Raw genomic sequence first — 14,149 nt, 5'->3', positions numbered from 1 at the left:
GACTAACTCTCGTGCCCAGCCGGCGCTAGGGGCGGGCACCAATCAACCGGGAGGGGCATATGCCGAACCGGACGACCTACGGGGCCACCATGAAGGACGAAATCATTGGCACTGCCGCTGGTGCTGTAGCGAAGGCTGCTCCACCGGTGACGGTAGCCGGCGCGGTCGCCGCAGGAGCGAACCTCGATCGCGTGGTGGTAGTCCTGACAATCATCTACCTGGTGGGCCAGATCAGCTACCTGGGCTGGCGCTGGGTTCGCGAGTGGCGGCAGAGGGCGCGAGCATGAAGGCCAGGATAATCGGCAGCGGCGCAGCCGCCGTCATTGCTTTGGCTGCTACTGCGCTGGTAAAGCCATGGGAGGGCTACTCGCCTACTCCCTATGTCGACATGGTCGGCGTCGCCACCTACTGCTACGGCGATACCAGCAGCCCGGAAAAGGCTGTCTACACCGAGCAGGAGTGCGCTGAGAGGTTGAACAGCAGGCTTGGGCAATACCTGACCGGCATCCAGGCATGCATCCGCGTCCCACTGCAGCCGCACCAGGCTGCGGCGCTGCTTAGCTGGACCTACAACGTGGGCGTGGGCGCTGCGTGCCGCTCGACATTGGTGGGGCGGATCAACGCTGGCCAGCCCGCCGCGAGCTGGTGCCCGGAGCTGGACCGCTGGGTCTACGCCGGTGGCAAGCGCGTGCAGGGCCTGGTGAACCGCCGGGCCGCTGAGCGCCGGATGTGCGAGGGCCAGTCGTGAACCGCATCGCCGTCGCAGTCGCCGCCTTCGCCTTGTGGTCCTCAGCCATGTTCGGTGCAGGCTGGGCCTGGCGCGGCGACCGGGCAGAGGGCAGGGAGGCCGACCAGCGCGCCGCCAGCGCAGAGGCAGTCGCCGCCCAGGTGAACCAGACCCGTGCCACCGAGCAGACCAAGGCTCTGCAGCTGGCCGCTATTGGAGCGAAGCATGAAGAAGACCGCACTGCGGCCGCGACCGTCCCTGCTGCTGTTGTGGCTGACCTGCGCGCTGGGCGTCTCCAGCTGCGCGACGACCTCGCCACCTGCAGCACCAGCCTCCTGTCCCAAGCCGTCGCCGGCACCGTCGAACGTGATGCGCACGCCGAACTACGAGCAGAGGTTGCGGGAGCTGCTGTTCAGATCGGCCGCGACGCCGACGACCACGTCCGCGCCAGCCAAGCAGTAATCGCGGCCGACCGGCAAACGGTGACGCAATGAACCGCCGGATGCTGGCCCTTGGCCGGCTGAAGACCGGCGAGATGAACAGGACCGAGGCAGCGTATGCCGAGCGGCTGCGCGCGCTGGAAGCGGCAGGCGAGGTGCAGTGGCACCGGTTCGAGGGCATGAAGCTGCGCTTGGCTGACAACACGTTTTACACACCGGACTTTGCAGTCATGGCTGCCGACGGCGTCATGGAGTGCCACGAGGTGAAGGGCCACTGGCAGGACGATGCCAGGGCCAAGATCAAGATTGCCGCGGCCATGTACCCGTTCCGCTTTATCGCGGTGAAGGTCAGGCGCAAGCGCGACGGCGGTGGCTGGGAAGTGGAGGAATTCTGATGCACGCGACAGTGACTGCGTCGGTCCGCCTGCGCTGGTGGCTGCGGTGGTATCTGGCTGCCGTGGTGTGGTTTGCCCGGGCCACGGGCATGGAACCGGACTGGGAGCGGGTCGAGTGGTGGATACGCCGCGGCCTGGTACTGCGAACGACGAGGGATGGTGATGGACGCTGCACGGATTGAAGAGGTGGCGGCTGCCCTGACCGCTGAGCAAGCGGCGCGCGCTGGTGCTGATGCTGCCCTGTCAGCGCTCATCGAAGGCAGCACCGACAGCCGCATCGACCGACTGGTCGGGATCATCGAGCAGCAGGGCAAGCAGATCGCCGAGCTGGCAATGCACGTTGGCCTGCTCGTGCAGGCGGTGGCGCAGCTGCTGGGCGAGGAGGCCGGTGCACCGGTGCAGGATGAAGGTGCCGAGCCTGAGCGCGTCGACCTGGACGGGAAGCCCTACTGATGAGCGCCCGAGGGCTGGCGGGTAACCGGCAGGCCAAGCGCGCCTTGCCGACGAACAGCCGAGCTTGGCGCGCGCTGCGAGAGACCATTCTGGTTCGGGACCTGTACCGATGTCAGGAACATGGCTGCGGTGTTCTCTGCACCGGGCGCGGCCAAGCCCACGTCGACCACGTGGATGGCGACCCCAACAACAACGCCCCGGAGAACCTGCGGACGATGTGCATCAGCTGCCATAGCCGGAAGACGGCCCGCGAGGACGGCGGCTTTGGGAACGCCCAGCAGGTGGTTGTGGGGTGCGACGCCGACGGTTGGCCGATCAAGTAGGCCAACAGCGCCGGCGCGCGGTTATCCACAGAAAGCTGAATGAAAAGGGGAGGGGGGCTCAAAAGTTTGGGCCGATCGCCCGGCGATACGTGCGCCCCCCTTTCTTCGCGCATCCACAGTTGGAAAGACGACCCCCGACCGGGGCAGAAAATGGCAAATCCAAGGACACCAGCCGCAAAAGCGGCAGTTTCTGGCGCAGCGGCCAAGAACCCAAAACGGCACAAGGACCGCAAGACGCCGAAAAAGGCCAAGGCGGTCGGGCCTCCCTACAAGGGGATGACCAAACCGCAGATCGCGGTATGGCGTGAGCAGGTCGAGAACATGCCGTGGCTGCATGCCGGCCACCGGCTGTTGCTGCGCCAGGTCTGCATCTTGGCGGCTCGGATGGAGACCGACCCCGACATGGGGGTTTCGGCCCTTCAGGCGCTGGGCTCCCTGCTTTCCAAGCTCGGCGCAACGCCGGTTGACGAGACAAAAGTGAATCATGGCGGCGAAGAGGACGAAGACCCCGACGACAAGCTCTTCTGATCGCACTGCGGCCTATGCGCTGGCGGTGGTAGCAGGTGAGATCGTGGCCGGCCCCCACGTGCGGAATGCATGCCGCCGGCACCTGAAGGACCTGCAAGACGGTCACGAGCGTGGCCTCTACTTCGACCAAGCGGCGGCGCAAAGGGTTTTTGAGTACTTCGAGACGATTCTGAAGCTCTCCGAGGGCCAGTTCGAGGGCCGCTCCTTTGAGCTGCACCCCTCGCAGGCATTCATTCTCGGATCGCTGTTTGGCTGGAAGAAGGCAGACGGCAACCGGCGATTCCGTCGCGCCTATATCGAGATGGGCAAGGGCAACGGAAAGTCGCCCATGGCTGGCGGCATTGGTTTGTATGGGATGACCTCCGACGGGGAGGCTGGCGCGCAGATCTACGCCGCCGCCGCGAAGAAGGAGCAGGCCGGAATCCTGTTCGCCGACGCGGTGAAGATGGTTAAGGCGTCAAAGGCGCTGATGAAGCGTCTGGAGTTCTCCGGCGGCGAGGGGCGCGAGTACAACATCGCCCACCACAAGAGCGGCAGCTTCTTCCGGCCGGTTTCGCGGGACACCGGGCGAACAGGCTCCGGTCCTCGTCCGTACTTCGTGCTTGCCGACGAAGTCCACGAGCTGCCGGACCGGCGCGCCATCGAGATGCTGGAGCGCGGCTTCAAGTTCCGGCGACAGCCGTTGCTGTTCATGATCACCAACTCGGGCAGCGACCGAAACAGTGTCGCCTGGGAGGAGCACGAGCATGCGGTGAAGGTGGCGGCTGGGCATACCGAGGCAGTCAACGATCCGACCTTTGTCGGTGAGCCGCTGGACGATCGCACTTTCAGTTACGTGTGCGCGCTCGATGATGGCGACGACCCGCTGGAGGATCCGACTTGCTGGGCCAAAGCGAACCCGCTGCTCGGGATCACAATCACCGAGGAGACGCTGGGGGACATTGTTCACCAGGCCAAGGCGATTCCCGGCCAGTTGAACGGCGTGCTGCGCCTGCACTTCTGCGTCTGGACCGATGCTGAAACTGCATGGATGACCCGCGCGACGCTGGAGCCGGCATTGGCCGACTTCAAGATTGCCGAACACCACGGAAAGCCGGTGTATGGCGGGCTCGACCTGTCGCAGGTGCGCGACCTGACCGCCGCGGCGTTCGTCGTCCAAACCGGCAGCTTGCCGGTCACCGTCATGGTGGAGGGCGAGGAGCGCGTGGTCGAGAAGCCGACGTTTGATGCTTGGATTGAGGCATGGACGCCCGGCGACACGGTGGACGCACGCCAGCTGAAGGACAAGCTGCCCTACCGGACGTGGATCGAGGCTGGCCACTTGCACGCGCCGAAGGGCAAGACGATCAGCTTCCGGCATGTGGCTCAGACACTGGCCGACTACGACCAAGGCTACTCCATTCAGCTGATGGCCTATGACCGGTATGTGTTCCGCCGCTTCGAGGACGATGCCAAACAGATTGGCCTTTCGCTGACCTTCGCCGAGCACCCGCAGGGCGGCACCAGGAAGGGCAAGCCTCTAGAGGCCGCCGCCGAGGCCGCCAAAGCAGCAGGGCAGCCGGTGCCAGAGGGCATGTGGATGCCCGGCTCGCTCAACCTGTTGGAAGAGGCCCTCTTGGAGGGTCGTATCCGACTGAAGAAGAACCCGGTCCTCGTTTCAGCGCTCATGTCGGCGGTGATCGAAACCGACAAATGGGATAACCGCTGGCTCTCCAAAGAGCGGTCCATCAACAAGATCGATCCGGCCGTCGCACTGTGCATGGCTATCGGTGCAGCGCACGCGAGCTTTGTCCGCGCAGCTTCTGTGTACGAGAAGCGTGGGATCCGATTTCTATAAGGAAAACCATGTCCAGGTTCAACGAAGAAGACCTTAAGTCGCTGGACCGGCTCTGGAATCCGTCGCCGGCGGCGCCACCAAGCGCACGCGCTGAGGCCGGCCAGTTCACGGGAATGAATGATCCGGCACTGCTGGAGTTCATCCGATCACAGGGCGGCCACGGCGGCGGTGGCTACCAGCTGCGTAATATGGCGGTACTCCGCTGCCTGTCTCTGATCTGCGGGACCATCGGCATGCTGCCGCTGAACCTGGTCGAGTCGGGCGGGAAGAAGCGGATAGCCGCCGAGCATCCCGCGCACCGCCTGCTGAAGATCAAGCCGAATCCATGGCAGACCCCGCTGGAGTTCAAGCGGCAGATGGAGCTAGCCCGGCAGCGGCACGGGGACGCCTACGCGCGGATCGTGTGGTCAGCAGGCCGGCCAATCCATCTGATCCCGCTGGATTCCCCAGCGGTGAGGGCTGAGCTTGGCGACGACTGGCGCATGCTCTATCGCTTCAACAGCAAGAAGCGTGGTGAGGTCATCCTCAAGCAGGAGGAAGTACTGCACATCCGCGACCTATCCGTGGACGGCGTGACGAGCCTGTCCAGGATGAAACTGGCAGATCGGGCTATCCGCCTGGCGCTGGATGCGGAACAGGCAGCGAGCCGGATCTTTGAGACCGGCAACATGGCCGGTGGTGCCATCGAGGTGCCCAATGCGCTCAGCGACGTGGCCTACGAGCGCATGCGCACGTCCCTCGACACCGAATATGCCGGCGCTGCCGCGGCGCAGCGCTGGATGCTGCTGGAGGAGAACGCCAAGGCCAACAAGTTTGGCAGCACCGCCCAAGAGGCCCAGCATGTCGAGAACCGCAGCGCACAGGTGGAGGAGGTGGCCAGGCTCTACGGTGTTCCCCGCCCGCTGCTGTTCCTGAGCGATACCAGCTGGGGCACCGGCATCGAGCAACTGGGCATCTTCTTCCTGCAGTACACGATGCTGGAGCACTTCACCAACTGGGAGCAGGCGGTCGCGCGATCGCTGATCGACGAGCGGGACCTGGAGCGCTATCAGCCCAAGTTCAACGTTCGGGCGCTGATGCGCGGCACGCTCAAGGATCAGGCGGACTTCTTCAAGGCCGCTCTCGGTTCCGGCGGTACGGCGCCGTTCCACACGCAGAACGAGATCCGCGACCTGCTGGACTATCCGGAATCTGATCAGCCAGGGGCCAACGACCTGATCAACCCCATGACACAGAAGGGAGAAAGCAATGAGCCTCCGGCAGCTGCCTGAAATCCGTGCTGAGCGACGGCTCGGCGCAGCCCAGTTCGACATGCGCCCCGACGCGCTCGAACGCTGGGAACCCGAAGTACGCGCCGCCGGTAACGACGCGAACAGCATCTCGATCTATGACTCGATCGGCGAAAACTGGGAGGGTACTGGCGTCACTGCCAAGCGGATCAGCGCCGCCCTACGCTCCATCGGCGACAAAGACGTGGTGGTGAACATTAACTCGCCCGGCGGCGACTTCTTCGAAGGCGTCGCGATCTACAACCTGCTGCGCGAGCACCAGGGCAGGGTGACCGTCCAAGTCATGGGCTTGGCCGCGTCGGCGGCGTCGGTGATCGCGATGGCTGGCGACGAGATCCTGATGGGCGACGGATCGTTCCTGATGATCCACAACGCGTGGGCGGTGGCCATCGGCAATCGCCACGACATGGCCGACGCGGCAAAGCTACTGGAGCCCTTCGACACGGCCATGGCCAAGGTCTACGCGGCCCGCTCGGGCGTCACCGAGGCCGAGGCGGCCCGGATGATGGACGATGAGACCTGGATCGGCGCCTCCCAGGCGGTGGAGGACGGTTTTGCCGATGGCCTGCTGGACGGATCTGCAGCGACCAAGGATGCCAAGCAGGCATCGGGTGGACGCAAGGCCCTGGCCCTGGTCGAGGCGGCGATGGCCAAGGCAGGCCACTCCCGCTCCATGCGGCGCGACACCCTGAAATCGCTGTTCAACGGCAAGCCGAGCGCTGCCGGGTCTGCCACGCCGAGCGCTGGCGGCAACGAAACCTCGGCCCTGCTGCAGGGCCTTCTCGACAACATCAAAGCCTAAGAGGCCAACACATGACCAAGATGACCCACGGCCGCGTCCCGCGCGGCCTCGTTTCCGTGCACGCCGATGGCGGCAGCCAGCCCGACGTGAAGGCGCTGGTGGAGTCGCTGAACAAGGCATTCGCCGACTTCAAGGCTGAGCACACCAAGCAGCTGGAAGAGATCAAGAAGGGCAGCGCCGATGCACTGCAGGCCCTGAAGGTCGACAACATCAATGCAGACATTACCCGCCTGCAGGCCGCGGTCGACCAGGCCAACACCCAGATGGCCGCGTTCCAGATGGGCGGCGGTAGCGCCGGCAGTTCTGTCGCTGATGCGGAGTACACCGAGTCGTTCCGTGCCCACTTCCGCAAGGGTGAAGTGCAGGCTGCCCTCAACAAGGGGGCGGCCGATGAGGGCGGCTACTTGGCACCGGTAGAATGGGACCGCTCGATCACCGACCGCCTGGTCATCGTGTCGGACATGCGCCAGCTGGCCAACGTGCAGCCCTGCTCCGGGGCGGGCCTGACCAAGCTGTACAACACCGGCGGCACGTCCTCGGGCTGGGTGGGCGAAGAAGATCCCCGCCCGGAGACAGCAACGGCAAAGCTGCGTCCGCTCAGCTTCGGCTGGGGCGAAATCTACGCCAATCCGGCGGCGACCCAGCAGTTGCTGGACGATGCAGAGATTGACCTGGAGGCATGGCTGGCCGGCGAGGTCGAGTTGGAGTTCGCCAAGCAGGAGGGCGATGCGTTCTTCTCCGGCAATGGCGTCAACAAGCCGTTCGGCATCCTGACCTACGTGGAAGGCGGCGCCAACGCGGCCAAGCACCCGTTCGGTGCTATCAAGGCCGTGAACAGCGGGTTGGCGGCTGGCATCAACGGTGACAGCATTCTGGACCTGGTCTATGACCTGCCGTCGGCATTCACTGCGGGCGCCAAGTTCGCGCTGAACCGCAAGACGCAGGGTGTGGTGCGCAAGCTGAAGGATGCCCAGGGCAACTACCTGTGGCAGCCGTCGCTGGTGGCGGGTCAGCCGTCGACCCTGGCCGGCTTTGCGGTGCAGGATGTGGCCGCGATCCCGGATGTGGCAGCAAACGCCATCGCCGCGCTGTTCGGCGACTTCAAGCAGACCTACACCGTGTACGACCGCAAGGGCGTGCGCGTTCTGCGCGACCCGTACACCAACAAGCCGTACGTGATGTTCTACACCACCAAGCGCGTGGGCGGCGGTGTGCACAACCCGGAGCCCATGCGAGCCCTCAAGATTGCCGAGTAATCGGCACAGGGAACAGCGGAACATGGGGCGGCTTCGGCCGCCCCTTCACTGGGAGAAGCCATGAGCAAGCTCACGAAGCCGTTTCGCGGTGTGCGCGACGGCGAGATTTACCCGACCGATTTCGCCGTCGGGGATGAATGCCCGCCCGAATTGGAAGCAGGTGCCCGGGCCTTGGGTGCGCTGTCGGAGGGCAAGTCTTCGGCTGAATCGGGATCGGATGAGAAGCCGGTGCTTATTGCCAAGCTCGAGGCCGCCGGCATCCCGTTCGACAAGCGCTGGGGGGCGGAGAAGCTGGCCGCGGCTCTGGCTGAAGGGAAGAAGGACTGACATGCCCATCGTCTCACTCGCACAAGCCCGCTCGCATGTGCGAGTTGAGGCCGATTACCCTGAGGAACAGCTGCAGGCCGCCATTGCCGGCGCGCAAGATGCAGCGCAGGCATACCTCAATCGGCGGATCTACGAGGACGCCGACGCCTTGGCTCTGGCAAGGCGCAGCTACCCAGCCGTAATGAAGGCCGCAGCGCTTGCAAAAAGCCAGGCGCTGGCAGATGCGGCGTTCATTGAGGATGGGGACGAGCGCACCGCCGCGATACGGCTGGCGGTTGTCGCCCATCGCGAGGCGACAGTAGAGGCGGAGGCCTGCATCCACGGCGTTGTTGCGAATCCGAGCATCTTCTCTGCCATCCTGCTGACGCTCGGTCACCTCTACGCGAACCGCACGGATGTGATCGTGGGGGCTCAGGCGGTCGAGCTACCCAACGGTGCCAAGAGCCTGCTGCGCCCATTCCGAAGGGTGATGATGCCATGACGATTCTAGATGGCGATCTGCAGCACCGTATCCGCTTCGAGCGGAAGACCGAACCGCGCGACCCGCTGGGCGGCCAAGGTAAGCCGGTGTGGGTCGAGGTTGTGAGTGTGTGGGCCAAGGCCACCAACAATCTTGCGGCGACGACAGAGGCGGTCGCCGCCGGTGCCGAGCGCTACCGGGAGCAGGTTCGGTTCGATATCCGCCCGCGTGACGTTGATCCTCAGTGGCGGATCGTGTTCCGTGGCCGTGCCTTCGATATCAAGAGCATCGCACCCAGCAACGACCGCAGCGAGATGGCGATCATCGCCGTAGCGGGGTTGACCAATGTCTGAGCAGGTGAAGATCGACGGTCTGGACGGCCTCCTGCGTTCACTACGGGCGGCTCCCAAGGCGATCCAGGGAAGGGCGGTTCAGGCCGGCATGCGCAAGGGCGGCAACGTCATCCGCGACGACGCCCGGCGCCGGGCTCCGAGAGCATCGGGGTTCATGACCACGCAGATCGTCACCCGCCGGGCCAACACCAAAGCCCGACAGCGCGCAGGTGTAGGCCAAGGCGGCGAGTACTTTACGGTTGGGGTTAAGACTGGTCGCCGCCGCAAGTACGCCAACACCAAGCGCAATCAACGGCGTGGGCGGACCGGCAAAACCTATGTGGATAGAGGCTGGGCCTACTACTGGCGGTTCGTCGAGTTCGGCACCAAGAACATGCGGGCGTCCCCGTTCCTCACGCCAGCGGGCGAGGCCAATGGACCGGAGGCGGCTCAAGTTGTCATCGATGAAACCTGGGCTGCGCTCGACAAGCAGCTGAAGAAGGATGGCTGGCGATGATGGTTCCCCTGATTCAGTCCCTGCTGCAGGTTGACGCAGCGGTTCGGCACGTGCTGGGCGACCCGATCCGGTTGTGGCCGGCAACCGCGCCACAGGATGCAGCACTGCCCTACGCGACGTGGGAGGTCGTCGGCGGATCGCCCACCGCGATGCTGTCCGAGGCGCCGCCGGCCGACGGCTGGCGAGTCCGATTGACCGTGTGGGGCGAAACCCTGACGCAGGCCAACGGCGCGGCCGTCGCCATCCGCGACGCGATCGAGCGCGTAGGCAGCATCGAATCGTACAACCCGACGCCTGACAGCGACGGCGCGGACGCCTTTGGCGTCTCCTTCGACGCCAGGCTCCTGCAACTGCGCTGAACCACACAACGGCAACCCACTGGCCCCGCAAGGGGCCTTCTTCATGCCCGGCGACGGGCGCAATACAAGGAAACCCCTATGGGACAGGTAATCAAGTCGAAGCACTCGCAGCTTTTCGTCGCCATCGCCGCGGCCGAGGTCATCAAGGTCACCCGCCTGCGTTCGGTCGGCTTCCCGGATGGCCAGGCGTCGGAGATCGATATCTCCGATTACGACGACGACTGGGACCAGTTCGTCGCCGGCCGCAAGCAGACCGGCAGCACCAGCATCGAGATCATCTACGACAGCGTCGATCACGAGAAGCTGGAGGAGCTGCACGAGACCGGTGCCGTCGTGAACTGGCTGGTGACCGCGCCGTTGTCGGAAACCGAAGGCGTGGCCAAGCCGACCGCCGTTGCCGGCAAGATCACCCCGCCGGACACCGTGCTGTCCAAGCAGTTCGACGGCTTCGTGCAGAACTTCGCGGTGACCAGCCAGGACAACGACGTCTGGAAGGCGACGATCACCATCCGCGGCTCCGGCGCCGTCACCACGCACCGCCCGACGCCGTAAGGCTACGGCAACGGCCTCCACACTCCCGGCCCGCTTCGGCGGGCCTTCTCTTTGACAGGGCGCGCGGATCCTCCGCGTGTTAGCCGTGCGCGGCCCGCGCGCCCTGTCGCCATTCAAGGAAACGGCCAATGAGCAAGACCAGCGAAACCACCCAAACCCAGCCGCAGCAGCCCGTGAGCATCCTGCAGTCGTTCACCAACCTGGGCATGTTCGCCTCCAAGGACGTCCGCGCCGACACGATCACCTTGCCCAACGGTGCCAAAGCGCAGTTCCATGTTCGCGAGCTGCCGGATGCGGAGTTCCGCAAGCTGTGGGGCGAAGGCGATCGCGCCAAGCTGATCGCAGCGACCATCTGCGACGAGGACGGCAAGCCCGTCATGAATGTGGAGCAGGCTGCCCAGCTCAAGCCGCTGGTTGCCGCTGAACTGCAGCGCGTGGCCATGAAGCATTCCGGCTTCGGCGAAGATGCTGCCCAGGCCCAGGCCGACGCGGGAAACGGCTAAGGCAGCGCGGCGAGGATTGGTTCTGGAAGGTCCTCGCCGGCCACCTGCATCGCACAGTGTCGGAGCTGCGGGCGAGCATGTCGCGCCGGGAGTTCCTGGAATGGTGGGAGTTCCATAAGCGGAATCCCATCGACCCGGTAAGCCTGCACATCAAGCCCGCTGCCTTCGCCGCGTACATCACCGCCTCACACAGCCAGGGCGGCACCAAGCGCTCCTTCCAGGAGTACCTGGAAACCCTCGTGCCGCGTTCCGAGGAGGACGAGGCGCAGGACTGGTTCGATCGACTGGGATGACCATGACCAACACCTTCGGGCGCTTTGCTGCCCTCCCCATCGGCCCTCTGCTCGCTGCGCGCGACGGAGGGCTCACGCTCGCCACGACGAGCGCGGCCGACCTCAACCGCATGGCACGGTCGGACATAGCGCAAAGTGCCGGCACGGTGGGCGCAGAGTTCGCCCTATGGGGTGAAGACGATATGTCGGCGGTGGTAGGCATCGTCAACGGCGCCGCATCGTTGGCCGGCTACCCGGGCTCAGATGCCGGCGGAATCGGCTGGAACCTTGCTGGGGGCAGGGTGATCGCCAATGGCAGCGCGGTCGCGGTAGGGCTTCCATTCGTTGGCCGAGGGGATACCGCTGGCGTACTGGTGGAGATCGGAATTCCGAACCGCCTTAAGCTGTACCGCAACGGTGAGCTTGTCCACGAGCGGGATTTCACGTTGGCCGGGCCCCTGCACTTCGCCGCTGCACTCGCCGCAACCAAGGCCGGCGGGCTGTCCCTGGTGGTCAATGCGGGTCAATGGGGCGCACGGAGCCCTGCCGCCGCCGCTGGTTGGTACACCCCAGGACCTGCCGCCGATGTGGTGCGCCTCGCCGACGCTGACTGGCTCACGGCCCCGGGCGATACACCCGCGAACGTTCGCTTCGAGGGGTTGGTTGCCGAGGGCCTGACCCTTGTTAGCGAGATCAGCTTCTGGCCGTGGGGAGGCGAGTCCTTGATCCAGACCAGTGCCGCGGAATGCTTGGTGCTGGATGCTGAGGGGCTGCTGGACGGACTGGCACAAGCCGGGGTGTCTGGACTGCCGGTACGGATCCGAACCGGTCCGGAAGACGGCATGCTCAATGACACGGTGCCTGTGTTTCGCTTCGCGGTTGACCGCATCGAGATCAACGACGACGGCAGCAAGACGTTGCACTTCAAAGATGCCCACGATGATCTTGATGGCACGATCAACCGTGGAGTCTTCCTGCCCAACATTCCCGCACTCGCCTGGAAGCCGCAGCCGGTGGTGATTGGGGCTGTTGCCAGCGTACCCGCCATGGGGGCCAACTCAGATGCCACGGCCATGTTTGTGGCTGATGTGCCGATCTATGCGGACACGGTGATGGACCGAGGCGACACATTGGAGCCGGGAACGTTCAGCGTCTCGCCGGATGGGCAGCAATTGCTGATGAAATCGCCACCGGTAACCCCTGTGGTGGCAGACCTGTCCAGCATCGGCCCGGGGCAGCAGCCTGCCACACTGCGGCAGGCTATGGCCGATATCATGGGAAGGCTGGGCAAGACAGCGTGGGTAGCGGCTGACTGTGCAGCGATCGATGGCGAAACCGGGTATGCCGGCATTGGCTACTACGCCGGCAGCGCGGTCACCGGTCGAGATGCAATGAACGCGATCCTCCCCAGCTACGGCGCGGGTTGCTACCAGGATCCGAGCGGGCCGCTACGATTCGCGCGGGTGATTGCGCCGGAGACCTCGGGGGCAGCGCCAGCGTTTGATCTGAGCGAGGCGGACATGGCTGAAGACCTGCTCTGTGTCCCCGATGACGCGCCGAATTTGACCCGCCGGATGGCGTATCGGCCGAACGCCCAGGCGCTGTCGGCATCGGACCTGGTGACAGACGTAGTGGATGTGCCTCAATGGCGCCGTGACGAACTGGTTGGCCTATTCAGAGCGCAGGTGTACGGGGCCGGGGCGCTCCATCCTCACTATCGCAAAGCTGACGCTGCCGACCCAGTCGTGTCGCTGTTCTGGCGCTCGGTGGACGCACAAGCAGAGATCGACCGAGTAGTGGGCATCTACCGCGACCAGCGCTTCTTCTACCAGGTCACCGTCCGGGGCGATCAGCAGCTGGCCCCGCTTCCGGGACAGATTGGCCGGCTGACTTACAGCCGTTATGGCCTGGCCGACGGTAAGCCGGTGTTGGTGCGGCGCGTGGAGCGCAACCCTGCCACGGGGGACGTGGTGCTTACCCTGTGGGGGTGATGACGTGTTGATTGGATATGGCATGCCGGCGGTGCAAGCGGTCACCCTCACCGGCGGAACGTGGCTGTCGGCGGACCAGGGCTCGGCGCTCTTCGATGGTAAGCCTGGGCGAGCGTCGCGGATGCGGCGCACCAGTTCGCTGGCGATCACGATCACCCTGGCCGAGGCTGTTGTGCCGGGGATCGTCGCGGTTCTCGGCCTCAACATCCCGCCCGGCGTGCAGGTGAGCGCGGCCGGCGCCAGCGGCACCACGGTGCGACTGCCCGACGGGAGTGTCTGCGCATGGCTGTTTCCGCAGGCCGATGCCTTGGTTTCGACCGTGTCCGTCGAGATCGCGACAACCGCGGCGAACGTGGACGTGGGCGAGATCGCGATCTTCCGGGCAGTCGAGGTGGGCATCAGCGACGGCTGGGCGGTGGCCACAATCGACACCAGCGTCCACACCCGTACCAAGGGTGCGCAGGTCAACACGGTTGCTGGACGTCTGTACCGCCGGCTGACGTGTACCCTGTCTGGTCGGGCGACGGCTGCCGTGCGCGGCGGTGGACTGGGCGGGACCGATTGGGAGACGGTGGCCGCTGCGATCGCGGGACGCCGGCGATCCTGCGTTGTGCCGCAGTACCGGGACATGATCAGCAAGGCGTTTGACCCGCTGCTGGCGGCGCGGTCGGCGCTCTACGGCTACTCGACGCAGCTGCCGTCGGCGGAGAACATCAGCCGTCAGTACTTTTCAGGATATATGGAGTTTGAAGAAATTCCGGCCTAGGCCGCTAAGGATTTGGGAGA

The 14,149-nt window shown here is 65.1% G+C and carries 21 protein-coding genes; all 21 read left to right on the top strand.

The annotated features are described in order from the left end of the window. Positions 1 to 89: 89 nt before the first annotated feature. The 21 genes from AC5P8F_RS10765 to AC5P8F_RS10665 all read left to right on the top strand — a co-directional run bounded on the left by AC5P8F_RS10765 (position 90) and on the right by AC5P8F_RS10665 (position 14,129). Entirely contained in the window at positions 90 to 287 is a 198-nt protein-coding gene (locus AC5P8F_RS10765) for a hypothetical protein (protein WP_032954460.1), read from the top strand. Then, positions 284 to 748, top strand: coding sequence for a lysozyme (locus tag AC5P8F_RS10760; RefSeq protein WP_495228105.1), 465 nt, complete (start codon positions 284 to 286; stop codon positions 746 to 748). The genes AC5P8F_RS10765 and AC5P8F_RS10760 overlap by 4 nt, the downstream gene beginning before the upstream one ends. Continuing rightward, positions 745 to 1,221 (top strand): lysis system spanin subunit, encoded by a 477-nt coding sequence (locus tag AC5P8F_RS10755; protein ID WP_495228103.1) that lies wholly within the window; start codon positions 745 to 747, stop codon positions 1,219 to 1,221. The genes AC5P8F_RS10760 and AC5P8F_RS10755 overlap by 4 nt, the downstream gene beginning before the upstream one ends. Beyond that, complete coding sequence (locus tag AC5P8F_RS10750; protein WP_440980504.1) at positions 1,218 to 1,562, top strand: DUF1064 domain-containing protein; 345 nt, start codon at positions 1,218 to 1,220, stop codon at positions 1,560 to 1,562. The genes AC5P8F_RS10755 and AC5P8F_RS10750 overlap by 4 nt, the downstream gene beginning before the upstream one ends. 162 nt (positions 1,563 to 1,724) lie before the next feature. Beyond that, the gene (locus AC5P8F_RS10745) at positions 1,725 to 2,015 is read left to right on the top strand and encodes a hypothetical protein (RefSeq protein ID WP_164262512.1); all 291 of its coding nucleotides are present in this window, start codon (positions 1,725 to 1,727) and stop codon (positions 2,013 to 2,015) included. Beyond that, a complete protein-coding gene (locus AC5P8F_RS10740) occupies positions 2,015 to 2,338 on the top strand; it encodes an HNH endonuclease (RefSeq protein WP_099553154.1) in 324 nt (107 codons plus the stop codon). Before AC5P8F_RS10745 ends, AC5P8F_RS10740 begins: the two co-directional genes overlap by 1 nt. A gap of 150 nt (positions 2,339 to 2,488) precedes the next feature. Continuing rightward, positions 2,489 to 2,866: a hypothetical protein gene (locus AC5P8F_RS10735; protein WP_239526997.1), complete on the top strand. Its 378-nt coding sequence runs from the start codon at positions 2,489 to 2,491 to the stop codon at positions 2,864 to 2,866. Then, positions 2,823 to 4,703 carry a terminase large subunit gene (locus AC5P8F_RS10730; protein ID WP_188238706.1) on the top strand — a complete coding sequence of 627 codons (1,881 nt, stop codon included), beginning with the start codon at positions 2,823 to 2,825 and terminating at the stop codon, positions 4,701 to 4,703. Before AC5P8F_RS10735 ends, AC5P8F_RS10730 begins: the two co-directional genes overlap by 44 nt. 8 nt (positions 4,704 to 4,711) lie before the next feature. Beyond that, complete coding sequence (locus tag AC5P8F_RS10725; RefSeq protein WP_440980503.1) at positions 4,712 to 5,974, top strand: phage portal protein; 1,263 nt, start codon at positions 4,712 to 4,714, stop codon at positions 5,972 to 5,974. After that, complete coding sequence (locus tag AC5P8F_RS10720; protein ID WP_188238708.1) at positions 5,952 to 6,794, top strand: head maturation protease, ClpP-related; 843 nt, start codon at positions 5,952 to 5,954, stop codon at positions 6,792 to 6,794. Before AC5P8F_RS10725 ends, AC5P8F_RS10720 begins: the two co-directional genes overlap by 23 nt. Positions 6,795 to 6,805: 11 nt before the next feature. Beyond that, positions 6,806 to 8,050 carry a phage major capsid protein gene (locus AC5P8F_RS10715; protein ID WP_049432460.1) on the top strand — a complete coding sequence of 415 codons (1,245 nt, stop codon included), beginning with the start codon at positions 6,806 to 6,808 and terminating at the stop codon, positions 8,048 to 8,050. Between the two features lie 60 nt (positions 8,051 to 8,110). Next, positions 8,111 to 8,377, top strand: coding sequence for a hypothetical protein (locus AC5P8F_RS10710; RefSeq protein WP_188238893.1), 267 nt, complete (start codon positions 8,111 to 8,113; stop codon positions 8,375 to 8,377). 1 nt (position 8,378) lies between these two features. Next, positions 8,379 to 8,858 (top strand): head-tail connector protein, encoded by a 480-nt coding sequence (locus AC5P8F_RS10705; RefSeq protein ID WP_495228100.1) that lies wholly within the window; start codon positions 8,379 to 8,381, stop codon positions 8,856 to 8,858. Next, complete coding sequence (locus AC5P8F_RS10700) at positions 8,855 to 9,190, top strand: phage head closure protein (RefSeq protein ID WP_495228098.1); 336 nt, start codon at positions 8,855 to 8,857, stop codon at positions 9,188 to 9,190. Before AC5P8F_RS10705 ends, AC5P8F_RS10700 begins: the two co-directional genes overlap by 4 nt. Beyond that, positions 9,183 to 9,686, top strand: coding sequence for an HK97-gp10 family putative phage morphogenesis protein (locus AC5P8F_RS10695; protein WP_495228097.1), 504 nt, complete (start codon positions 9,183 to 9,185; stop codon positions 9,684 to 9,686). The genes AC5P8F_RS10700 and AC5P8F_RS10695 overlap by 8 nt, the downstream gene beginning before the upstream one ends. Continuing rightward, positions 9,683 to 10,045, top strand: coding sequence for a tail completion protein gp17 (gene gp17, locus AC5P8F_RS10690; RefSeq protein WP_440980502.1), 363 nt, complete (start codon positions 9,683 to 9,685; stop codon positions 10,043 to 10,045). The genes AC5P8F_RS10695 and gp17 overlap by 4 nt, the downstream gene beginning before the upstream one ends. 78 nt (positions 10,046 to 10,123) lie before the next feature. Next, a complete protein-coding gene (locus AC5P8F_RS10685) occupies positions 10,124 to 10,597 on the top strand; it encodes a phage tail tube protein (protein WP_053497212.1) in 474 nt (157 codons plus the stop codon). A gap of 128 nt (positions 10,598 to 10,725) precedes the next feature. Beyond that, a complete protein-coding gene (locus AC5P8F_RS10680) occupies positions 10,726 to 11,100 on the top strand; it encodes a hypothetical protein (RefSeq protein WP_053497214.1) in 375 nt (124 codons plus the stop codon). A gap of 56 nt (positions 11,101 to 11,156) precedes the next feature. Continuing rightward, a complete protein-coding gene (locus AC5P8F_RS10675) occupies positions 11,157 to 11,393 on the top strand; it encodes a hypothetical protein (protein ID WP_262094141.1) in 237 nt (78 codons plus the stop codon). Between the two features lie 2 nt (positions 11,394 to 11,395). Further along, a complete protein-coding gene (locus AC5P8F_RS10670; protein WP_495228094.1) occupies positions 11,396 to 13,363 on the top strand; it encodes a hypothetical protein in 1,968 nt (655 codons plus the stop codon). A gap of 22 nt (positions 13,364 to 13,385) precedes the next feature. Further along, positions 13,386 to 14,129: a hypothetical protein gene (locus AC5P8F_RS10665; protein WP_440980499.1), complete on the top strand. Its 744-nt coding sequence runs from the start codon at positions 13,386 to 13,388 to the stop codon at positions 14,127 to 14,129. The last annotated feature ends 20 nt before the right edge of the window (positions 14,130 to 14,149 follow it).

This window comes from Stenotrophomonas sp. YJH_SMC_69, from assembly GCF_059370495.1.
Note: the sequence above shows the minus strand (reverse complement) of the source record. Positions and strands in the feature narration are given on the sequence as shown.